This is a genomic window from Pseudomonas songnenensis (assembly GCF_003696315.1).
GTDB lineage: Bacteria > Pseudomonadota > Gammaproteobacteria > Pseudomonadales > Pseudomonadaceae > Stutzerimonas > Stutzerimonas songnenensis.
On record NZ_RFFN01000002.1, the window covers coordinates 386231 to 400658 of the forward strand.

General features: G+C 63.4%; 10 protein-coding genes. 6 read left to right on the forward strand and 4 right to left on the reverse strand.

The genetic code is table 11. The annotated features are described in order from the left end of the window. Positions 1-27: 27 nt before the first annotated feature. Positions 28-2589, reverse strand: coding sequence for an intermembrane phospholipid transport YdbH family protein (locus EA798_RS06235; protein WP_122098402.1), 2562 nt, complete (start codon positions 2587-2589; stop codon positions 28-30). Between the two features lie 547 nt (positions 2590-3136). Here EA798_RS06235 and EA798_RS06240 point away from each other — a divergent pair. Next, positions 3137-3484: a tetratricopeptide repeat protein gene (locus tag EA798_RS06240; RefSeq protein ID WP_106158138.1), complete on the forward strand. Its 348-nt coding sequence runs from the start codon at positions 3137-3139 to the stop codon at positions 3482-3484. Between the two features lie 62 nt (positions 3485-3546). Beyond that, positions 3547-5019, forward strand: coding sequence for a DNA recombination protein RmuC (locus EA798_RS06245; protein ID WP_122098403.1), 1473 nt, complete (start codon positions 3547-3549; stop codon positions 5017-5019). Between the two features lie 10 nt (positions 5020-5029). Here EA798_RS06245 and EA798_RS06250 read toward each other — a convergent pair whose 3' ends face one another. Beyond that, complete coding sequence (locus EA798_RS06250) at positions 5030-6277, reverse strand: MgtC/SapB family protein (protein WP_122098404.1); 1248 nt, start codon at positions 6275-6277, stop codon at positions 5030-5032. A gap of 104 nt (positions 6278-6381) precedes the next feature. Continuing rightward, a complete protein-coding gene (locus EA798_RS06255; protein WP_106158141.1) occupies positions 6382-9849 on the reverse strand; it encodes a hybrid sensor histidine kinase/response regulator in 3468 nt (1155 codons plus the stop codon). A 279-nt stretch (positions 9850-10128) separates the two neighbouring features. Here EA798_RS06255 and EA798_RS06260 point away from each other — a divergent pair, with 279 nt between their 5' ends. The 4 genes from EA798_RS06260 (at position 10129) to EA798_RS06275 (ending at position 13292) form a co-directional block, all read left to right on the forward strand. Beyond that, positions 10129-10689, forward strand: a complete 561-nt coding sequence (locus EA798_RS06260; RefSeq protein WP_122098405.1) for a GNAT family N-acetyltransferase — start codon at positions 10129-10131, stop codon at positions 10687-10689. A 154-nt stretch (positions 10690-10843) separates the two neighbouring features. Further along, the gene (locus tag EA798_RS06265) at positions 10844-11560 is read left to right on the forward strand and encodes an AzlC family ABC transporter permease (protein ID WP_122098406.1); all 717 of its coding nucleotides are present in this window, start codon (positions 10844-10846) and stop codon (positions 11558-11560) included. After that, positions 11557-11883: an AzlD domain-containing protein gene (locus EA798_RS06270; protein ID WP_106158143.1), complete on the forward strand. Its 327-nt coding sequence runs from the start codon at positions 11557-11559 to the stop codon at positions 11881-11883. The genes EA798_RS06265 and EA798_RS06270 overlap by 4 nt, the downstream gene beginning before the upstream one ends. Beyond that, positions 11880-13292, forward strand: a complete 1413-nt coding sequence (locus tag EA798_RS06275) for an MFS transporter (protein ID WP_122098407.1) — start codon at positions 11880-11882, stop codon at positions 13290-13292. The genes EA798_RS06270 and EA798_RS06275 overlap by 4 nt, the downstream gene beginning before the upstream one ends. A 42-nt stretch (positions 13293-13334) precedes the next feature. Here the strand turns inward: EA798_RS06275 and rdgC are convergent, their stop codons facing one another. After that, a complete protein-coding gene (gene rdgC / locus EA798_RS06280; RefSeq protein ID WP_122098408.1) occupies positions 13335-14255 on the reverse strand; it encodes a recombination-associated protein RdgC in 921 nt (306 codons plus the stop codon). Positions 14256-14428 lie beyond the last annotated feature (173 nt).

A 14428-nucleotide genomic window follows, 5' to 3' on the forward strand; every position in this document is an offset into this window, starting at 1 on the left:
CCTGTGTCGGCTTGCGGTTGCATGGCCTCAGCGAAGCCGTTCCTGCACCCGCCGTTGAATGGTTTCGCTTACCCGGTCGCTTAGCTGCAAGCTGGTCAGCAGCGCCGGAATGTCCTCTTCAAGGTTGATCGAGAAATTGATCGGTCTGCCACCTTCCAGAGCCGGGTTGCGGCCATTCAGACGTAGCCCGAGGTTCAGCTTGCCGCTCTCATCATAGCGGACGTCGCTGCTCAGCAAATCATAATGAAAATCGTGCAAGGCCTCGCTGACGATTCTCATGGCCGGATTTGCCTGGCCGAGGGCTTCGATCTTGGGTGAGCGAAAGCGCAGTACGCCGCCGGGTGCGCGGGCAGCAAGCTGCCCCTGATCCACGCTCAGGCCCGTGGCGCTGCGGTGAACCTCGAAGCTGCCGTCGATCAGCCCGCTGCCGCTGAGTCCTTCGGTTGGATAGGCTGCCAGCACCTCTCCCAGCTGCACACCTTGCACCCGGGCGTTGAGCTGCTGGGGCGCGACGGCCAGGTCGAGGGTTGCCGGCTCCAGCCAGAACCGGCCGCCGAGAATGTGCGTTTCGGCGGTCTGCCAGCTCAAGCGACCTTGTGCTGGCTGATCGAGGCTGGCGCTATACGCACCACGCAGCAGCAGCGGGCCGAAGGTGAAGCCGGGGTTGAGCTGCGCCAGACGCAATTCGGTGATATCCATCTGCAAACGATTGCGCTGCAGGTTTCCTGCAAGGCGCACATCGAGCCCGGATATCTCTGTGCGATCGTAGATACCCGCCAGACCTCGGGCTTCCAGGGCGAGACTGGCTGACGGCGCACCGCCATCTGCAGGCAATGAAAGCTTGCCGTCGCCCAGCAGTCGCCCACTGTTCAGCTCGAGCGCCGCCGGCCAGGCGGCGAAGCTGCGGGCCAGCGGGTTGCCAGCCCGCAGGAACACCTCTTGCAACTTGCCATTCACTTGCAGAGGGCCGTTCCAGGCCTTGTTCAGATTGGCTACCAGTGCCAGGCCGGCATCGTTGCTCAACGGCCCGGTTGCGTTCAGGCGCGTTGTGTCGACGTCCAGCTGACTGCTCCAACGCCAGCCTTGCGCGATCAGCTGCGGATGTTCCAGTGCGCCCAGGCGCAGCTCCACGGGGCCGCGGATGCGCCACGTGCTCGCTTCGGCCGCGCTGCGATCGATCTGCAGACTGAGCGGCTGCGGCAGCTCGGCACGCAACTGGCTGGCCGCAAGTTCCGCGCTGGTCACTCGGGCAAGGGTTGCACGCGAAGCCTTGTGCAGTTTCAAGTCGATCCGCTCGAGATCGGCTCGGCCGGAGAAATGCAGCGTGGCATCCAGGCCTTGTAGCGTAAGCGCATCAAGTTGCAGCTTACTGCTGCGTACTTGCAGGCGTGCCTGTTCGATATCCACTGCGTAGGGAGCCCCTGTCGCCAGCTGCGCGCGTGCCTGCAGCGTTGCGGGGGCGCCACCCTGAGCTTCCAGTCTGAGCTGCAGTGGCAGGTGACCCTGAACCGTTTCGCCTTCCACGGGGGCGATGTCGATGTTCAGAAGGGTGGGGCGCAGGTTGTTTGGCAGTGCGGCTAGCAACGCTGGCTCGGGGCGCAGTTTGAGGTTGGCTTTCAGCTCGGAGGGCAGCCACAGGCCATTCTGGCCGTTTGCCGCGAGATCGATCTCACCCTGCAACTCACCGAGGCCGATGACTGGCCAGAAGGCGGGGAGGTGAGCGGACAGGCGCAGGTCACCGGCAGCGTCGCGCCAGTCGATCATGCCGCCCGGCCTTTGCGGCAGGGTTAACGACCAGCCGGCGCCGAGGCGCATGTCCGCAGGCATGTCCGGCAGGGCCGTGGGTTGATAGCTTGTCCATTCCCCGAGCCATTCCAGCAACCAGGGCGCTTCCGGCAGGCTGCCCATCGACAGGGTGCCGCTCCACAGCATTTGCTCATCGGCATGCATCAGCTGGTGGCGGGTTTCCAGGCGCTGCTGCTCGTCGATCAGCAGCTTTGCCTCGATCAGGCTGTGCGTTTCATCGGAACGCTGAGCGTCGACCATGAGCGATAGCTGCCGCTCATTGCGTTGCAGGTCAAGGCGGGCCTCAAATGGCAGCAACGATTCGCCGGAATGCCGTAGCTGTAATGACCCCCGTTCGTCGCAGCGACCCTGGGCACAAGGGAGCTCCATCTGCAGATCGACTATGGTCAATCGCTGCGGCAGCCAGGCAATCCATTGTTCGTATCGTTCGAGGTCTGGCGGCGAGGGTTCGTCAGAGGCTTCCGGCAACGAATGCAATGTGAGCCTGGCGCGCTCAACGTCTAAGGATCGTGGCGGAAACGGGCGGAAAAAACTGGTTATCTGCAGGTTAACTGCGTCTATCTGCGCGGCTACGTCCAAGCCGTCAGCTGTCCGTTGAACGTAGTCCAGTCGGTCGATGAACACGCTTTGGTTGGAAAGGCGCAAGCCTTGCCACTCGAGTTGCTCGATACCTTGCTCACGCTTGAACACTTTCCACTGATACCAGGCAAAACCGCCGGCAAGCAGCATCGATACCAGTAATGCTGAGATCAGCCAGAGCAGGATTCTCGACGGTTTTGTCATCGGCAGGTCCAATAAGCGAGCGATACAGCATAGCTGCATAACAGGCGCAGCCGCCTGTGCTCTGGTGAGGTGCACGACGCGACAATCGAATGAAGCCGAAGTTCAGTCGGAGGCCGCGGCGGCCCTTGTGTCAAGGGCGTTCGAGCGCGATGCGCCGAACTTGTGCACATTTGCTCAGCGGCCCTGTCAAGTGCTTATGACAAACTGTCGCAAATCGGTGGAATCCATAGAACGTTAATAACCAATTGAAAAATAAGCATTTTTTTCTTTGGCGAAAAAAACGTCAGTTTAAGCGCAGCCCCCATGACACGTGGCGTTCGACGATTTGTCTGCTGTTTGTCCACTGACTTATCCACAGCTTCTGTGGATTAAAAACTGATGTGATCCGGATCTAATTTTTTCGATTTTGACAAGACTTTAACTCTCGAAAAAAAGGAGTAGAGTGCGCGACCTTATCCATCCAGCCCCCCTGATGTGCATGAGAACGCGTACCTCTGCTTCGGCTTCCTTCGCTACTTCCACTCCGTCGGCACGGCTGCCGTTGCGTATGGCGCTCTGGTTGCTCGACAGCCAGCGCCTGGGCAGCAACCAGGGTGTCAAGCGAATCGCTGGTCGGCTGCTCAAGCAGCCCGCGCGTGAGGGTGTGGTAGAGGCGCAGAGCCGTCTTGGGCGCCTGCTCTGCTGCGAGTGCGAAAGTCAGCGTGATCGCCGCATTGGTTTCGAACTGCTGCGCCAGGCTGCACGCGCCGGCGACTGCCAGGCACAGCTGGAGCTAGGGCGTCTGTATGGCGAGCCGGATCACCCGGAGCCGGCCAAGGCGCGCCTCTGGCTTGAGCAGGCCGCAGCACAAGGCTCGCAGGAGGCGGTGCGCTTCCTGCAGCAGGTCAAGGCCTAAGCGGGGCAGCCCCGTCTCTCTGCGGATCGCTATACTGCCCGGCAATTTCGCCGGAGCCTTTCATGTCCTTTGATCCTCTTCATCTATTGATCGGTCTGGCGCTCGGCGTGGTCGTGCTGGCCGCGCTGAGCGTTTATCTGCAGCGCCGTCTGTCGTCCAGCGAAGCCGAGCAGGCAATGCTCGACGAAAGGCTCAGGCAAGCCGCGCTGGGCCAGGAAGGGCTGGCCGCGCAGCTGGAAGGCTGCCGGATCGAACTCGCCGAAGTGAGTGGCATAAAGTCCGCTCTGCAGGCTGAACTGGCCGCGTTGCGCCGGGAGACCGAGCTGCTGTGCACGCAGCGCGACGGCAATGTCGAAACCATCGCCGACCTGCAGGCCGAGCGTGACGCCCAGGTGGGAGAGCTGCGCCGGCTGAGCGCAGCGCATGCAGCGCTCGAAGCCGAGTTGCGCGAACAGCACAATGCTCATCAGCAGCGGTTGGCTGATCTGCAGGCGGCGCGTGACGAGTTGCGCGCGCAGTTCGCCGAGCTGGCCGGTAAGATTTTCGATGAGCGGGAGCAGCGCTTCAGCGAGTCCAGTCACGAGCGTCTCGGTCAGCTGCTCGAGCCGCTGAAAGAGCGCATCCAGTCGTTCGAGAAGCGTGTCGAGGAAAGCTACCAGAACGAGGCGCGTGAGCGATTCTCCCTGGCCCGTGAGCTGGAACGGCTGCAACAGCTGAATCAACGCCTGGGCGATGAAGCCACCAACCTGACCCGCGCGCTGCAGGGCCAGAAGACCCAGGGCAACTGGGGCGAGCTGGTGCTGGAGAAGGTGCTGGAACACGCCGGGCTGGAAAAGGGCCGTGAGTACCATACACAGGTCAGCCTGAAGAGCCCGGACGGCGAGCGTTTCCAGCCGGATGTGCTCATTCATCTGCCGGGTGACAAGCAGGTGGTGGTGGATGCCAAGGTCAGCCTGACCGCCTATCAGGCGCTGACCTGCGCCGAGGACGACAGCAGCAGGGCACTGGCACTCAAGCAGCACGTCCAATCGCTGCGCAGCCATCTCAAGGGCCTCTCCCTCAAGGACTATCAGCGCCTGGACGGGCTGCAAAGTCTCGACTTCGTATTGCTCTTCGTCCCGATCGAAGCTGCCTTCGCAGCTGCGCTGCAGGCGGACCCGGATCTGTTCCAGGAGGCGTATGGACGACACATCGTGATCGTCAGTCCGACCACCTTGCTGGCCACGCTGCGGGTTATCGACAGCCTCTGGCGACAGGAGCGACAAAGCCAGAACGCACGCGAGATCGCCGAGAAGGCCGGCGGGCTGTACGACAAGTTCGTCGCCTTCATTCAGGATCTCGACGAGATCGGCAGCAGGCTGCAGCAGGTGGATCGCGCCTACCTTGCTGCACGCAACAAGCTCAGCGATGGGCGCGGCAACCTCGTCGGTCGTGCCGAGCAGCTGAAGTCACTCGGCGCGCGTGCCAGCAAGCGCTTGCCGGGTGATTGGCTGGAGCGCGCCGGTGCCGAAGAACTCAGCGAGGTTGGTGACTAGGCGAGGGCAGTCAGCGCAACAACAGCACCGCAAGGCCGGTCAGCAGACCGGCAAACATGATCGGCAGGGTGCGTAGCGCCAGCTCGCGGCCGCCGATCAGGACGATCAGCATGGCCTTGACCAGGCTGTTGCTCAGTGCGGCGAAGACGATGCCGCGTATCGCGACCTCATGGCTCAACCCATCGCGTGCCTTGCTGGCGAGCGAGAGGGTGATTGCATCGACATCGGTCAGACCTGCTACCAGCGACACCAGATAGATGCCGGCGTCACCCAGCCAGTGGCGGGCGCCTTCCACCAGCAGAAGAATCAGCACCAGCAGGGCCGCAAAGCGCAATGCCGGGCCCAGTTCGAACGGGTTCTTCAGCAGCGGTTCGGTATTGTCATCGGGCGTCTCGCCGGCACGCAGGTAGTAGAACAGCGCGCCAGCCGCATAGATGGCGCCGGCACAAGCCAGCGGCAAGGCCAGGCCGGGCAGCAGGGCCGGATTGACCAGCCCCACTTCCAGCAACACGCGGGGGAACATCAAGGCGGAAGTCGCCAGCAGGCCGGCCGCCAGCGCTGCGCGCAGTTGCGGTGCATTGAGCCGGGCCAGCGTGATGGTCATGGCGGTGGATGAGACGATGCCGCCAAGTAGCGCGGTCAGCAGCAGGCCATGCCGCGCCCCAAAGAATCGAATGGCCACGTAGGCGGCGAAGCCGATGCCGGCAATCAGCACCACCATCATCCAGGTCGTGTAGGGATTGAGCGCCTGCCAGGGTCCGTAGCCCTGGTTCGGCAGCGCGGGCAGCAGCACCACGGAGATGAACAGCATCTTCAGCGCGCCTGCCAGTTCGGCCTCGCTGAGTCGCTTCAGCGCCTGATGCAGACGTGCCTTGAGGCTCAGCAGCAGCGCCACCACGATGGCGCAGGCGGCAGCCAGCGCGCGGCTTTCAGCGACTGCCAGGCTGCCGAGAACGAAGGTCAGCAGCAGGGCGACTTCGGTGGTCATGCCGTAATCGCCACTGCGGTGCGCGTCGATGACGTAGCCGGCAATTACCAGCAGAGCGAGCATGCCGAACATTGCTACCCAGGCCAGCGTGCCCAGGTGGTTGATGCTGACGGCTGCCAGCCCGCCGAACAGGCCTGCCAGGCCGAACGTGCGAATGCCGGCGACGAGTTCCTGCCCCGCGTTGTTCCGACCGCTCCAGGTGCGTTCGGTCCCGATCAGCAGGCCCACCGCGAGCGCCGTGGCGAGGTTGAGAATCAACTCGAGCGTCATCTTTCGCCTCGCTGCCGAAAGTGCAGATAGCCATCAGTGTAACTGCCTGCAGCCGGGCATCGTCACGGTTCGCAGGAGTGGGCGTCGTCCGTGTTGCCCATCCCTTATCGCAGGGTCAGATGCCGGCTCATCAGGGCGCGCAGTGCGGCTGGTTTAACCGGCTTGGCAAGAAAATCCAGCCCGCTGGCATGAATCGCCGCGACCAGTTCCGGGCGGCCGTCGGCACTGATTACCACGCCCGGTACCGGCTCGCCGAGGCGGGTGCGCAGCCAGGCCATCAGCTCGGTGCCGGTCTGGCCCTCGTCCAGGTGATAGTCGACCAGCACCAGTTGCGGGCGAATGTCCTCGGCCAGCAGCGCTTCGCATTCGGCGCGGTTGCTGGCAGTCCATACCTGGCAGCCCCAGCGCGTGAGCAGGCTGCTCATGCCCACCAGAATGCTGTCCTCGTTGTCGATGCACAGCACCTGGGTGCCGGTCAGTGCCGTGTGTTGCGGTTCGCCGCGTCTTGCCACCTGCCGTGGCTGGCTGAGCGTGCGGGCGATCGGCACGGTGACACTGAACACGCTGCCCTTGCCTGGCCAGGAGCGCACCTCAAGGGGATGCTCAAGCACATGGCAGAGGCCATCGGCGATCGCCAGGCCCAGGCCAAGCCCCTTTTCGGCGCGGGTCTGGTGGCTGTCCAGGCGTTTGAATTCTTCGAAGATCACCTTCAGCTTGTCCTGCGGAATGCCCGGTCCGCGGTCCCACACCTCGAGTCGCAGAGAGGCGCCTTGCCGGCGTACGCCGAGTACCACCCGGCCCTTGGCGTAGCGGAACGCGTTGGTGAGGAAGTTCTGCAGCACCCGGCGCAGCAGGCGGATGTCGCTGTCGACGCGCAGCTTGCTGCCGTGCACGCGGAAGTTCACGCCCTGTTCACGGGCCAGCACGGTGAACTCGGTGCCGAGGGTGTCGAACAGCGTGGCCAACGGGAAGGGGTTGCGATCCGGGGTGACCCGGCCGCTTTCCAGGCGTGAGATATCCAGCAGATCGGTGATCAGGTCCTCGGCCGAGCGGAGCGAGCTGTCCAGATGCTGTACCAGCTCCTGGGCCTCCTTGGGCAAAGCGCTTTGCTGGTGCGACAGTGCCGCGGAGAACAGGCGTGCAGCATTGAGCGGCTGCATCAGGTCGTGGCTGACAGCGGCGAGGAAGCGCGTCTTCGACTGATTGGCGGCTTCCGCCGTGCTCTTGGCTTCGATCAATGCCTGGTTGAGCTGCGACAGCTCCTGGGTGCGCTCGCTGACGCGCTGTTCGAGGCCTTCGTTGGCGTCTTTGAGCGCGCGTTCGGCCTCGCGGTAGGCGGTGATGTCGCTGAAGCTCATGACGAAGCCGCCGCCCGGCATCGGATTGCCGATCAGTTCGACCACGCGGCCGTTGGGGAACAGCCGCTCGGAGGTATGCGCACGGCCCTGGCGCATCCAGTACAGGCGCTTGGCCACATGGGTGTCGGGGTCGCCCGGGCCGCACAGGCCGCGCTCGGCGTTGTAGCGGATGATGTCGGCGATCGGCCGGCCGATGTAGACCAGCCCGTCCGGATACTCGAAAAGCTCCAGATAGCGGTGGTTCCACGCCACCAGGCGCAGCGACTGGTCGACCACGCTGATGCCCTGGGTGATATTCTCGATCGCTCCTTGCAGCAGCGCACGGTTGAACTGCAGCACCTCGGAGGCTTCGCCGACGATGCGCACCACGTCGTCGACCTGCATGTCGCGGCCTTCCAGCGCCGCCTTGACCACAGCGCGCGTGGAGGACGCGCCGAGTACGCCGGCGAGCAGGCGCTCGGTATGCGCGATCCACTGGCCGTCGGCCTGCAGTTTGGGCGAGAAGTCCTGGCCGTGGCGGCGGGCGAAGCGCTGGAAACTTTGCTCGGCGCGCTCGGCACCGACGAAGCGCGATGCCAGGGTCAGCAGGTCCTCGACGCGCACGGCGAGCAGGCGCCGCGCGCCGGTGGGGGAGGTGATCTCCTGGCCGATGAAGCGGCTGGCCTGCCAGTGCTCGGCTACATGGGTCTGGGTCAGGATCGATACCCAGAAGAACAGCGTGGCATTGCCGATCAGCGACAGGGTCACACCCAGCGTCAGACCGCTGAGGCCGAAACCGAGGCCGCCGTTGTACATCCAGTTCAGGCCCGGGAACATGTCCAGCGGCCAGCCGAGCAACGGCAGGATCAGCGTGTAGAACCAGATCGCCGCACCGGCGGTCAGGCCGGCGAACACGCCACGGCGGTTGGCCTGCTTCCAGTACAGCGCGCCGACCATGGCCGGGGCCAGCTGCGTGATGGCGGCGAAGGCGATCTGGCCGATGGTGGCCAGGGAGGCGGTGGAGCCGAGCAGGCGGTAGCTGACGTAGGCCAGCAGGAGGATCGCCACGATGGTGATGCGGCGTACCGAGAGCATCCAGTGGCGGAAGGCCTCGAAGGGGCGTTCGGCTTCCTGGCGGCGCAGCAGCCAGGGCAGCAGCATGTCATTGGAAACCATGGTGGAAAGCGCCACGCTGGCGACGATCACCATGCCGGTCGCCGCCGATGCACCGCCGATGAAGGCCAGCAGCGCGAGCCAGGGATGCAGCTCGGCCAGCGGCAGGCTGATGACGAACGAGTCCGGGGTCACGCCCGCCGGCAGCAGCATCTGCCCGGCGAGGGCAATCGGCACGACGAACACGGCAGCCAGCACGAGGTAGAGCGGGAACACCCAGCGAGCCAGGCGGAAGTCGCGCGGCTCGATGTTTTCCACCACCGCGACGTGGAACTGCCGTGGCAGGCAGACGATCGCCATCATCGCCACGGTGGTCTGTACCAGCATGGCGGCCCAGTTGACGTTCTCGCTCCAAAAATCAGCGAGCTCGGGCGCGTCGTGGGCGCGGTTGAACAGGTCGCCGAAACCGTTGTACAGGCCGAAGGTCACGAACGCGCCGACTGCCAGGAATGCCAGCAGCTTGATCAGCGATTCGAAGGCGATCGCCAGGACCATGCCGCGGTGGTGCTCGGTCACGTCGAGATTGCGCGTGCCGAAGAGGATGGTGAACAGCGCCAGGACGATCGAGACGATCAATGCGGTGTCGCGGGTGCCGGTGCCGGCCGCCTCGACATTGATACCGCTCAGCACGTTTACGCCGAGCACGATGCCTTTCAGCTGCAGGGCGATGTAGGGCAGTACGCCGACCAGGCAGATCAGGGTGACCACCACCGCCAGCACCTGCGACTTGCCGTAGCGTGCGGCGATGAAGTCGGCAATCGAGGTGATGTTCTCCTGCTTGCTGATCATGATCATCTTCTGGATCACGTGCGGTGCGAACAGCATCAGCAGGATCGGGCCCAGATAGATCGGCAGGAATGCCCACAGCTGTTCGGTGGACTGGCCGACCGCACCGAAGAAGGTCCAGCTGGTGCAGTACACCGCCAGCGACAGGCTGTAGACCCAGGGCCGCAGGCGCGGCGACATGGAGGCGCTGTTACGGTCACCATAGAAGGCGATGGCGAACAGAATGGCCATATAGACGAGGGCGACCGCGGCGATCAGCCCGCCTGACAGCGTCATGCAAACTCCAGAAAGCGAGGGGTAGGCGTCAGATCGGTGTCCGCGGGCCCAGAGGTGCGCCGCATTCATTCAGCCCTGACGACTCATTAATAGGCTCAATCCGCGAAGTTTCGCAGCATTGCTGCGCCCCGTGTGCTGGGTTGCGACCAAGGTCGCATGTGTCTAGCACGGGGCCGCAGCAGCGATGCCGGTCGTCTGTGCAATGGTCTGTCGCCTTCGCCATGGGTTACTGTCTCGGCATACGTCAGTTCACCCGTCTTTCATAAACAGGAGCATGTCATGTTCAGCCCGCATCCGGTAACCCTGCAGCGCGGGGCGCTGCGCCTGGCGCCGCTGATGGAGGCGGATATTCCGGAGCTGGTGGCGCTGGCGGAACGAAACCGTGGCGAGCTGACGTTCATGAACGGGCCGCTGCGTCCCGATTGGTATCGCCATGCGCTGGCAGAGCAGCGAGACGGTCGCGCAGTAGTGTTCAGCATACGAATGGCAGAGCGGTTGATCGGTACTACCCGCTTCGCCGATTTCGTCAGCAGTCTGCCTGCGGCTGAACTCGGATGGACCTGGCTGGATCAGGCAGAGCACGGCACCGGGCTCAATGCCTCGATCAAGTTCCTGTTGCTGCGTCACGCGTTCGAGGAATGGCAGCTGGTGCGGCTGCAGCTGAAAACCGCCGCCAGCAACCTGCGCTCGCAGCGGGCCATCGAGAAGCTCGGTGCCGAGCGTGAGGGTGTATTGCGCAACCACCGGAGGCTGGCGGACGGTCGGCTCGACGATACCGTGCTGTACAGCATCACCGACCGTGACTGGCCACAAGTCAGGCAACGCCTCGCTGCCGAGTGACGGTGGCCGAAGCTGCGCTACGCATCGCCTGATACAACCACTTCGGTTATCGTGCGGTGCTTTGTCGCGCAGCCCGCTTGATCCATGGGTAGTGCCAGCCCGTTTATCGGTGGGCCTGGTCCGGTCGTCGCGATGACGCTTACAAGGAGTTTCGATGTCCCGCTCGCAAGAGTTTGCCCACGGTTGCCGTGACATTCTGCCGTTGATTCTCGGCGCGATCCCATTCGGGGTGATCTTCGGTACGCTGGCGGTCGCTGCCGGGTTGTCCGGATGGCAGACGATGGGCATGTCTTCGCTGGTATTCGCCGGCTCCGCGCAGTTCATCGCCGTCACGCTGATCACCGGCGGAGTAGGGGCCGCGGTGGTGTTGCTGACGACCTTCGTGGTGAACCTGCGTCATGCGTTGTATAGCGCTGCCCTGCAGCCGTTCGTTCGTCACCTGCCCGGGCGCTGGCGAGTACCGTTGGCCTTCTGGCTGACAGACGAGGCTTTCGCCGTGGTACAGAACCGCTACGCCCGTGACGATGGCTCGCCCTACAAGCACTGGTTCTTCCTCGGTGCCGCGCTGACCATGTACATCAGTTGGCAGCTGGCGACCCTGGCAGGAGTGGCCTTCGGTCGGGCTGTTCCGGATCTTGCCAGCTGGGGGCTGGACTTCGCCATGATCGCCACCTTCATCGGCATCGCCGTGCCGATGATGCGTACTCGCCCGCAGGTTGCCTCCGCACTGGTGGCCGGCGCTGTCGCATTGCTGACCTGGGACTTGCCTTACAAGCTCGGGCTGCTCGCTGTTGCCATGGCCGGTATCGTCGTTGGCGTCTGGCTGGAGCGCCGTGCCGAGGCCGCAGCTCGCCTGGAGGGAGCGCTATGAGTACCTGGTTGCTGATCTTCGGCATGCTGGCGATCACCTTCGTGATTCGCTACAGCTTCTTCGCCTGGCCCGATCTGCGCTTTCCCCGAGCCATCGAGCAGGGCCTGCATTACGTGCCGGTGGCCGTGCTCACGGCCATCGTGGTGCCGGGCATGCTGATGCCCGAGGGCGCTTGGGCGCTGCACTGGGACAACGCCTATCTGCTGGCCGGCCTGCTGGCTATCGTCATCGCCGCGCTCACCCGCAATCTGCTGGCGACGATCGCCGGCGGGCTGCTCAGCTTCTTCCTGCTGCGCTGGGCGCTCGGGCAGTTGCCGATATGAGCCGGATCCCGCCCGATACCGGTTCGCCGCGATCGTCAACGCCTGACGGGCCGGTCGCCACGCATTCGCAGTTCCGCCTGCTGGGCAAGCGGCGTTTCTTGCCGTTCTTCTGCACGCAGCTGCTCGGCGCATTCAATGACAACGTGTTCAAGCAGGCATTGATCCTGGCGATTCTGTTCAAGCTCGGCACGGCTGCGGATACGAGTTTGCTGATCAATCTCTGCGCGTTGTTGTTCATTCTGCCGTTCTTCCTGTTCTCCGCATTGGGAGGGCAGTTCGGCGAGCGGTTCGAAAAGGCCTGGCTGATTCGTCGGATCAAGTTCGCGGAGATCCTGATCATGCTTGCCGGTGCGCTCGGCATGTTGCTCGGCAACCTGCCGCTGCTGCTGGTGGTGCTGTTCTGCATGGGCACGCAATCGGCGCTGTTCGGGCCGGTCAAGTATTCGATCCTGCCGCAGCAGCTTGCTGAAGATGAATTGGTCGGCGGCAATGCGCTGGTGGAGATGGGGACTTTCCTGGCAATTCTAGGCGGCACCATCGGCGCGGGCGTGCTGATGGCGAACGAGGGCTACGCCGAGCTTGTGGCCTTCAGCGTGGTGCTGATTGCCGTGTTCGGCTACTTGGCGAGCCTCGCCATTCCCGGTGGCACGGCTGCCCTTCCGACGTTGCATATGGATTGGCGCGTGCTGCGCCAATCCTGGCGAATTCTGCGGCTCGGATTCGGGCAGCAGCGGGCCGTATCGCGGGCGATGCTCGGCAACTCCTGGTTCTGGTTTCTCGGTGCGACCTATCTGACGCAGATTCCGGCCTTTGCCAAGGACTACCTGGGTGGCGATGAAAGCGTGGTGACGCTGATCCTGACGCTGTTCTCGGTGGGCATCGCGCTGGGCTCACTGTTGTGCGAACGGCTGTCGCGGCATCATGTGGAGATAGGGCTGGTGCCTTTCGGTGCGATTGGCCTGAGCCTCTGTGGAATCCTGTTGTGGTGGCACGCGGGGGATCATATGGCTTCCGCGGCAACCATCAGCTGGCTGGCATTGCTCGGCGAGCCCTCGGCTTGGTGGGTACTGGCGGACATTCTTGGCTTGGGCATTTTCGGGGGGCTGTATATCGTGCCGCTGTATGCGCTGATCCAGTCGCGCAGTGTGGTTCATGAGCGCTCGCGGGTGGTGGCGGCGAACAACATCCTCAATGCCCTGTTCATGGTCATGTCAGCCATCATCGCGATCGTGCTGCTGGTGTTGCTGGACCTGACGATTCCGCAGCTTTTCCTCGTGGTCTCGCTGCTCAGCGTGCTGGTCTGCGGCGCGCTGTTCATCGATGTGCCGGAGTTCATCGAGCGCTTTGTGCTTTGGTCGCTGGGGGATCGGTTGGGTGGAGTGCTGCTGGCGCAGCTGAGGTTGCGTTGATGAGGGGGGGAGGTCGGGGCGCTGATTAGCGCCCCGCTGGCATCACACGCCCTGAGGGATTTCCTCGCCGCCGAACGCTTCGAACAGCGCCGGCAGAAACTCGCGGAAAGTCATCATCATCAGCAGGAAGCTGGCGTCCTGCTGAGCGAGCGCATCGTCGCCGCCATCCTGTTCGGCCTGGTCCTGCAGCAGTTCCTCGAAGCGCAGGCGCTTGATGATCAGCTTGTCGTCCAGCACGAAGGACAGCTTGTCCTGCCAGGCCAGGGACAGCTGGGTTACCTGCTTGCCGGCTTCCATGTGCTGCTGGATTTCATCGCTGGTCAGGTCCTGGCGCTTGCAGCGCACCACGCCGCCGTCCTCGTGGGTATCACGCAGTTCGCATTCGTCGAGCACGAAGAAGTCGGCAGCAGCCTTCTGCGTCTTCACCCAGTCGGTGAGGGTTGCGCTTGGTGCGACCTTCACTGTCAGCGGACGTACCGGCAGTGAGCCGATGGCTTCGCGCAGGGTGGAGAGCAGGTCCTCGGCTTTCTTCGGGCTGGCGGAGTTCACCAGAATCAGCCCGCGCTCGGCGTCGATCGCGGCGAAGGTGCCGGACTTGCGAATGAAGGCCCGCGGCAGGAAGGCCTGGATGATCTCGTCCTTGATCTGATCGCGTTCCTTCTTGTAGACCTTGCGCATCTGCTCGGCTTCGATTTCGTCGATCTTTTCCTTCACCGCGTCCTTGACCACGCTGCCGGGAAGGATGCGTTCTTCCTTGCGCGTGGCGATCAGCAGGAAGCCCTGGCTGACATGCACCAACGGTGCGTCTTCTCCCTTGCCGAACGGTGCGATGAAACCGTAGGTGCTCAGCTCCTGGCTGGCGCAGGGGCGGGCGGGTTTGGCGGCCAGTGCGGCTTCGAGTGTCTCGGCATCCAGAGCAACATTTTGGGTGAGACGGTAAACGAGCAGGTTACGAAACCACATGGCGAGGTAGATCTCCGGAAAGCAAAGGGGTGCATTATTCCCGCCTGGCTACTTAAGGCCAACCCTTGATGAAGTGAACGGGCTGCGGACAGGAAAAAAACGCCGCTTTAACGAGTGTTTTCCTAAGTCTTTGGAACTTCTGCAATTTTTTTTTCGAAAGGGGGTTGCCAAGG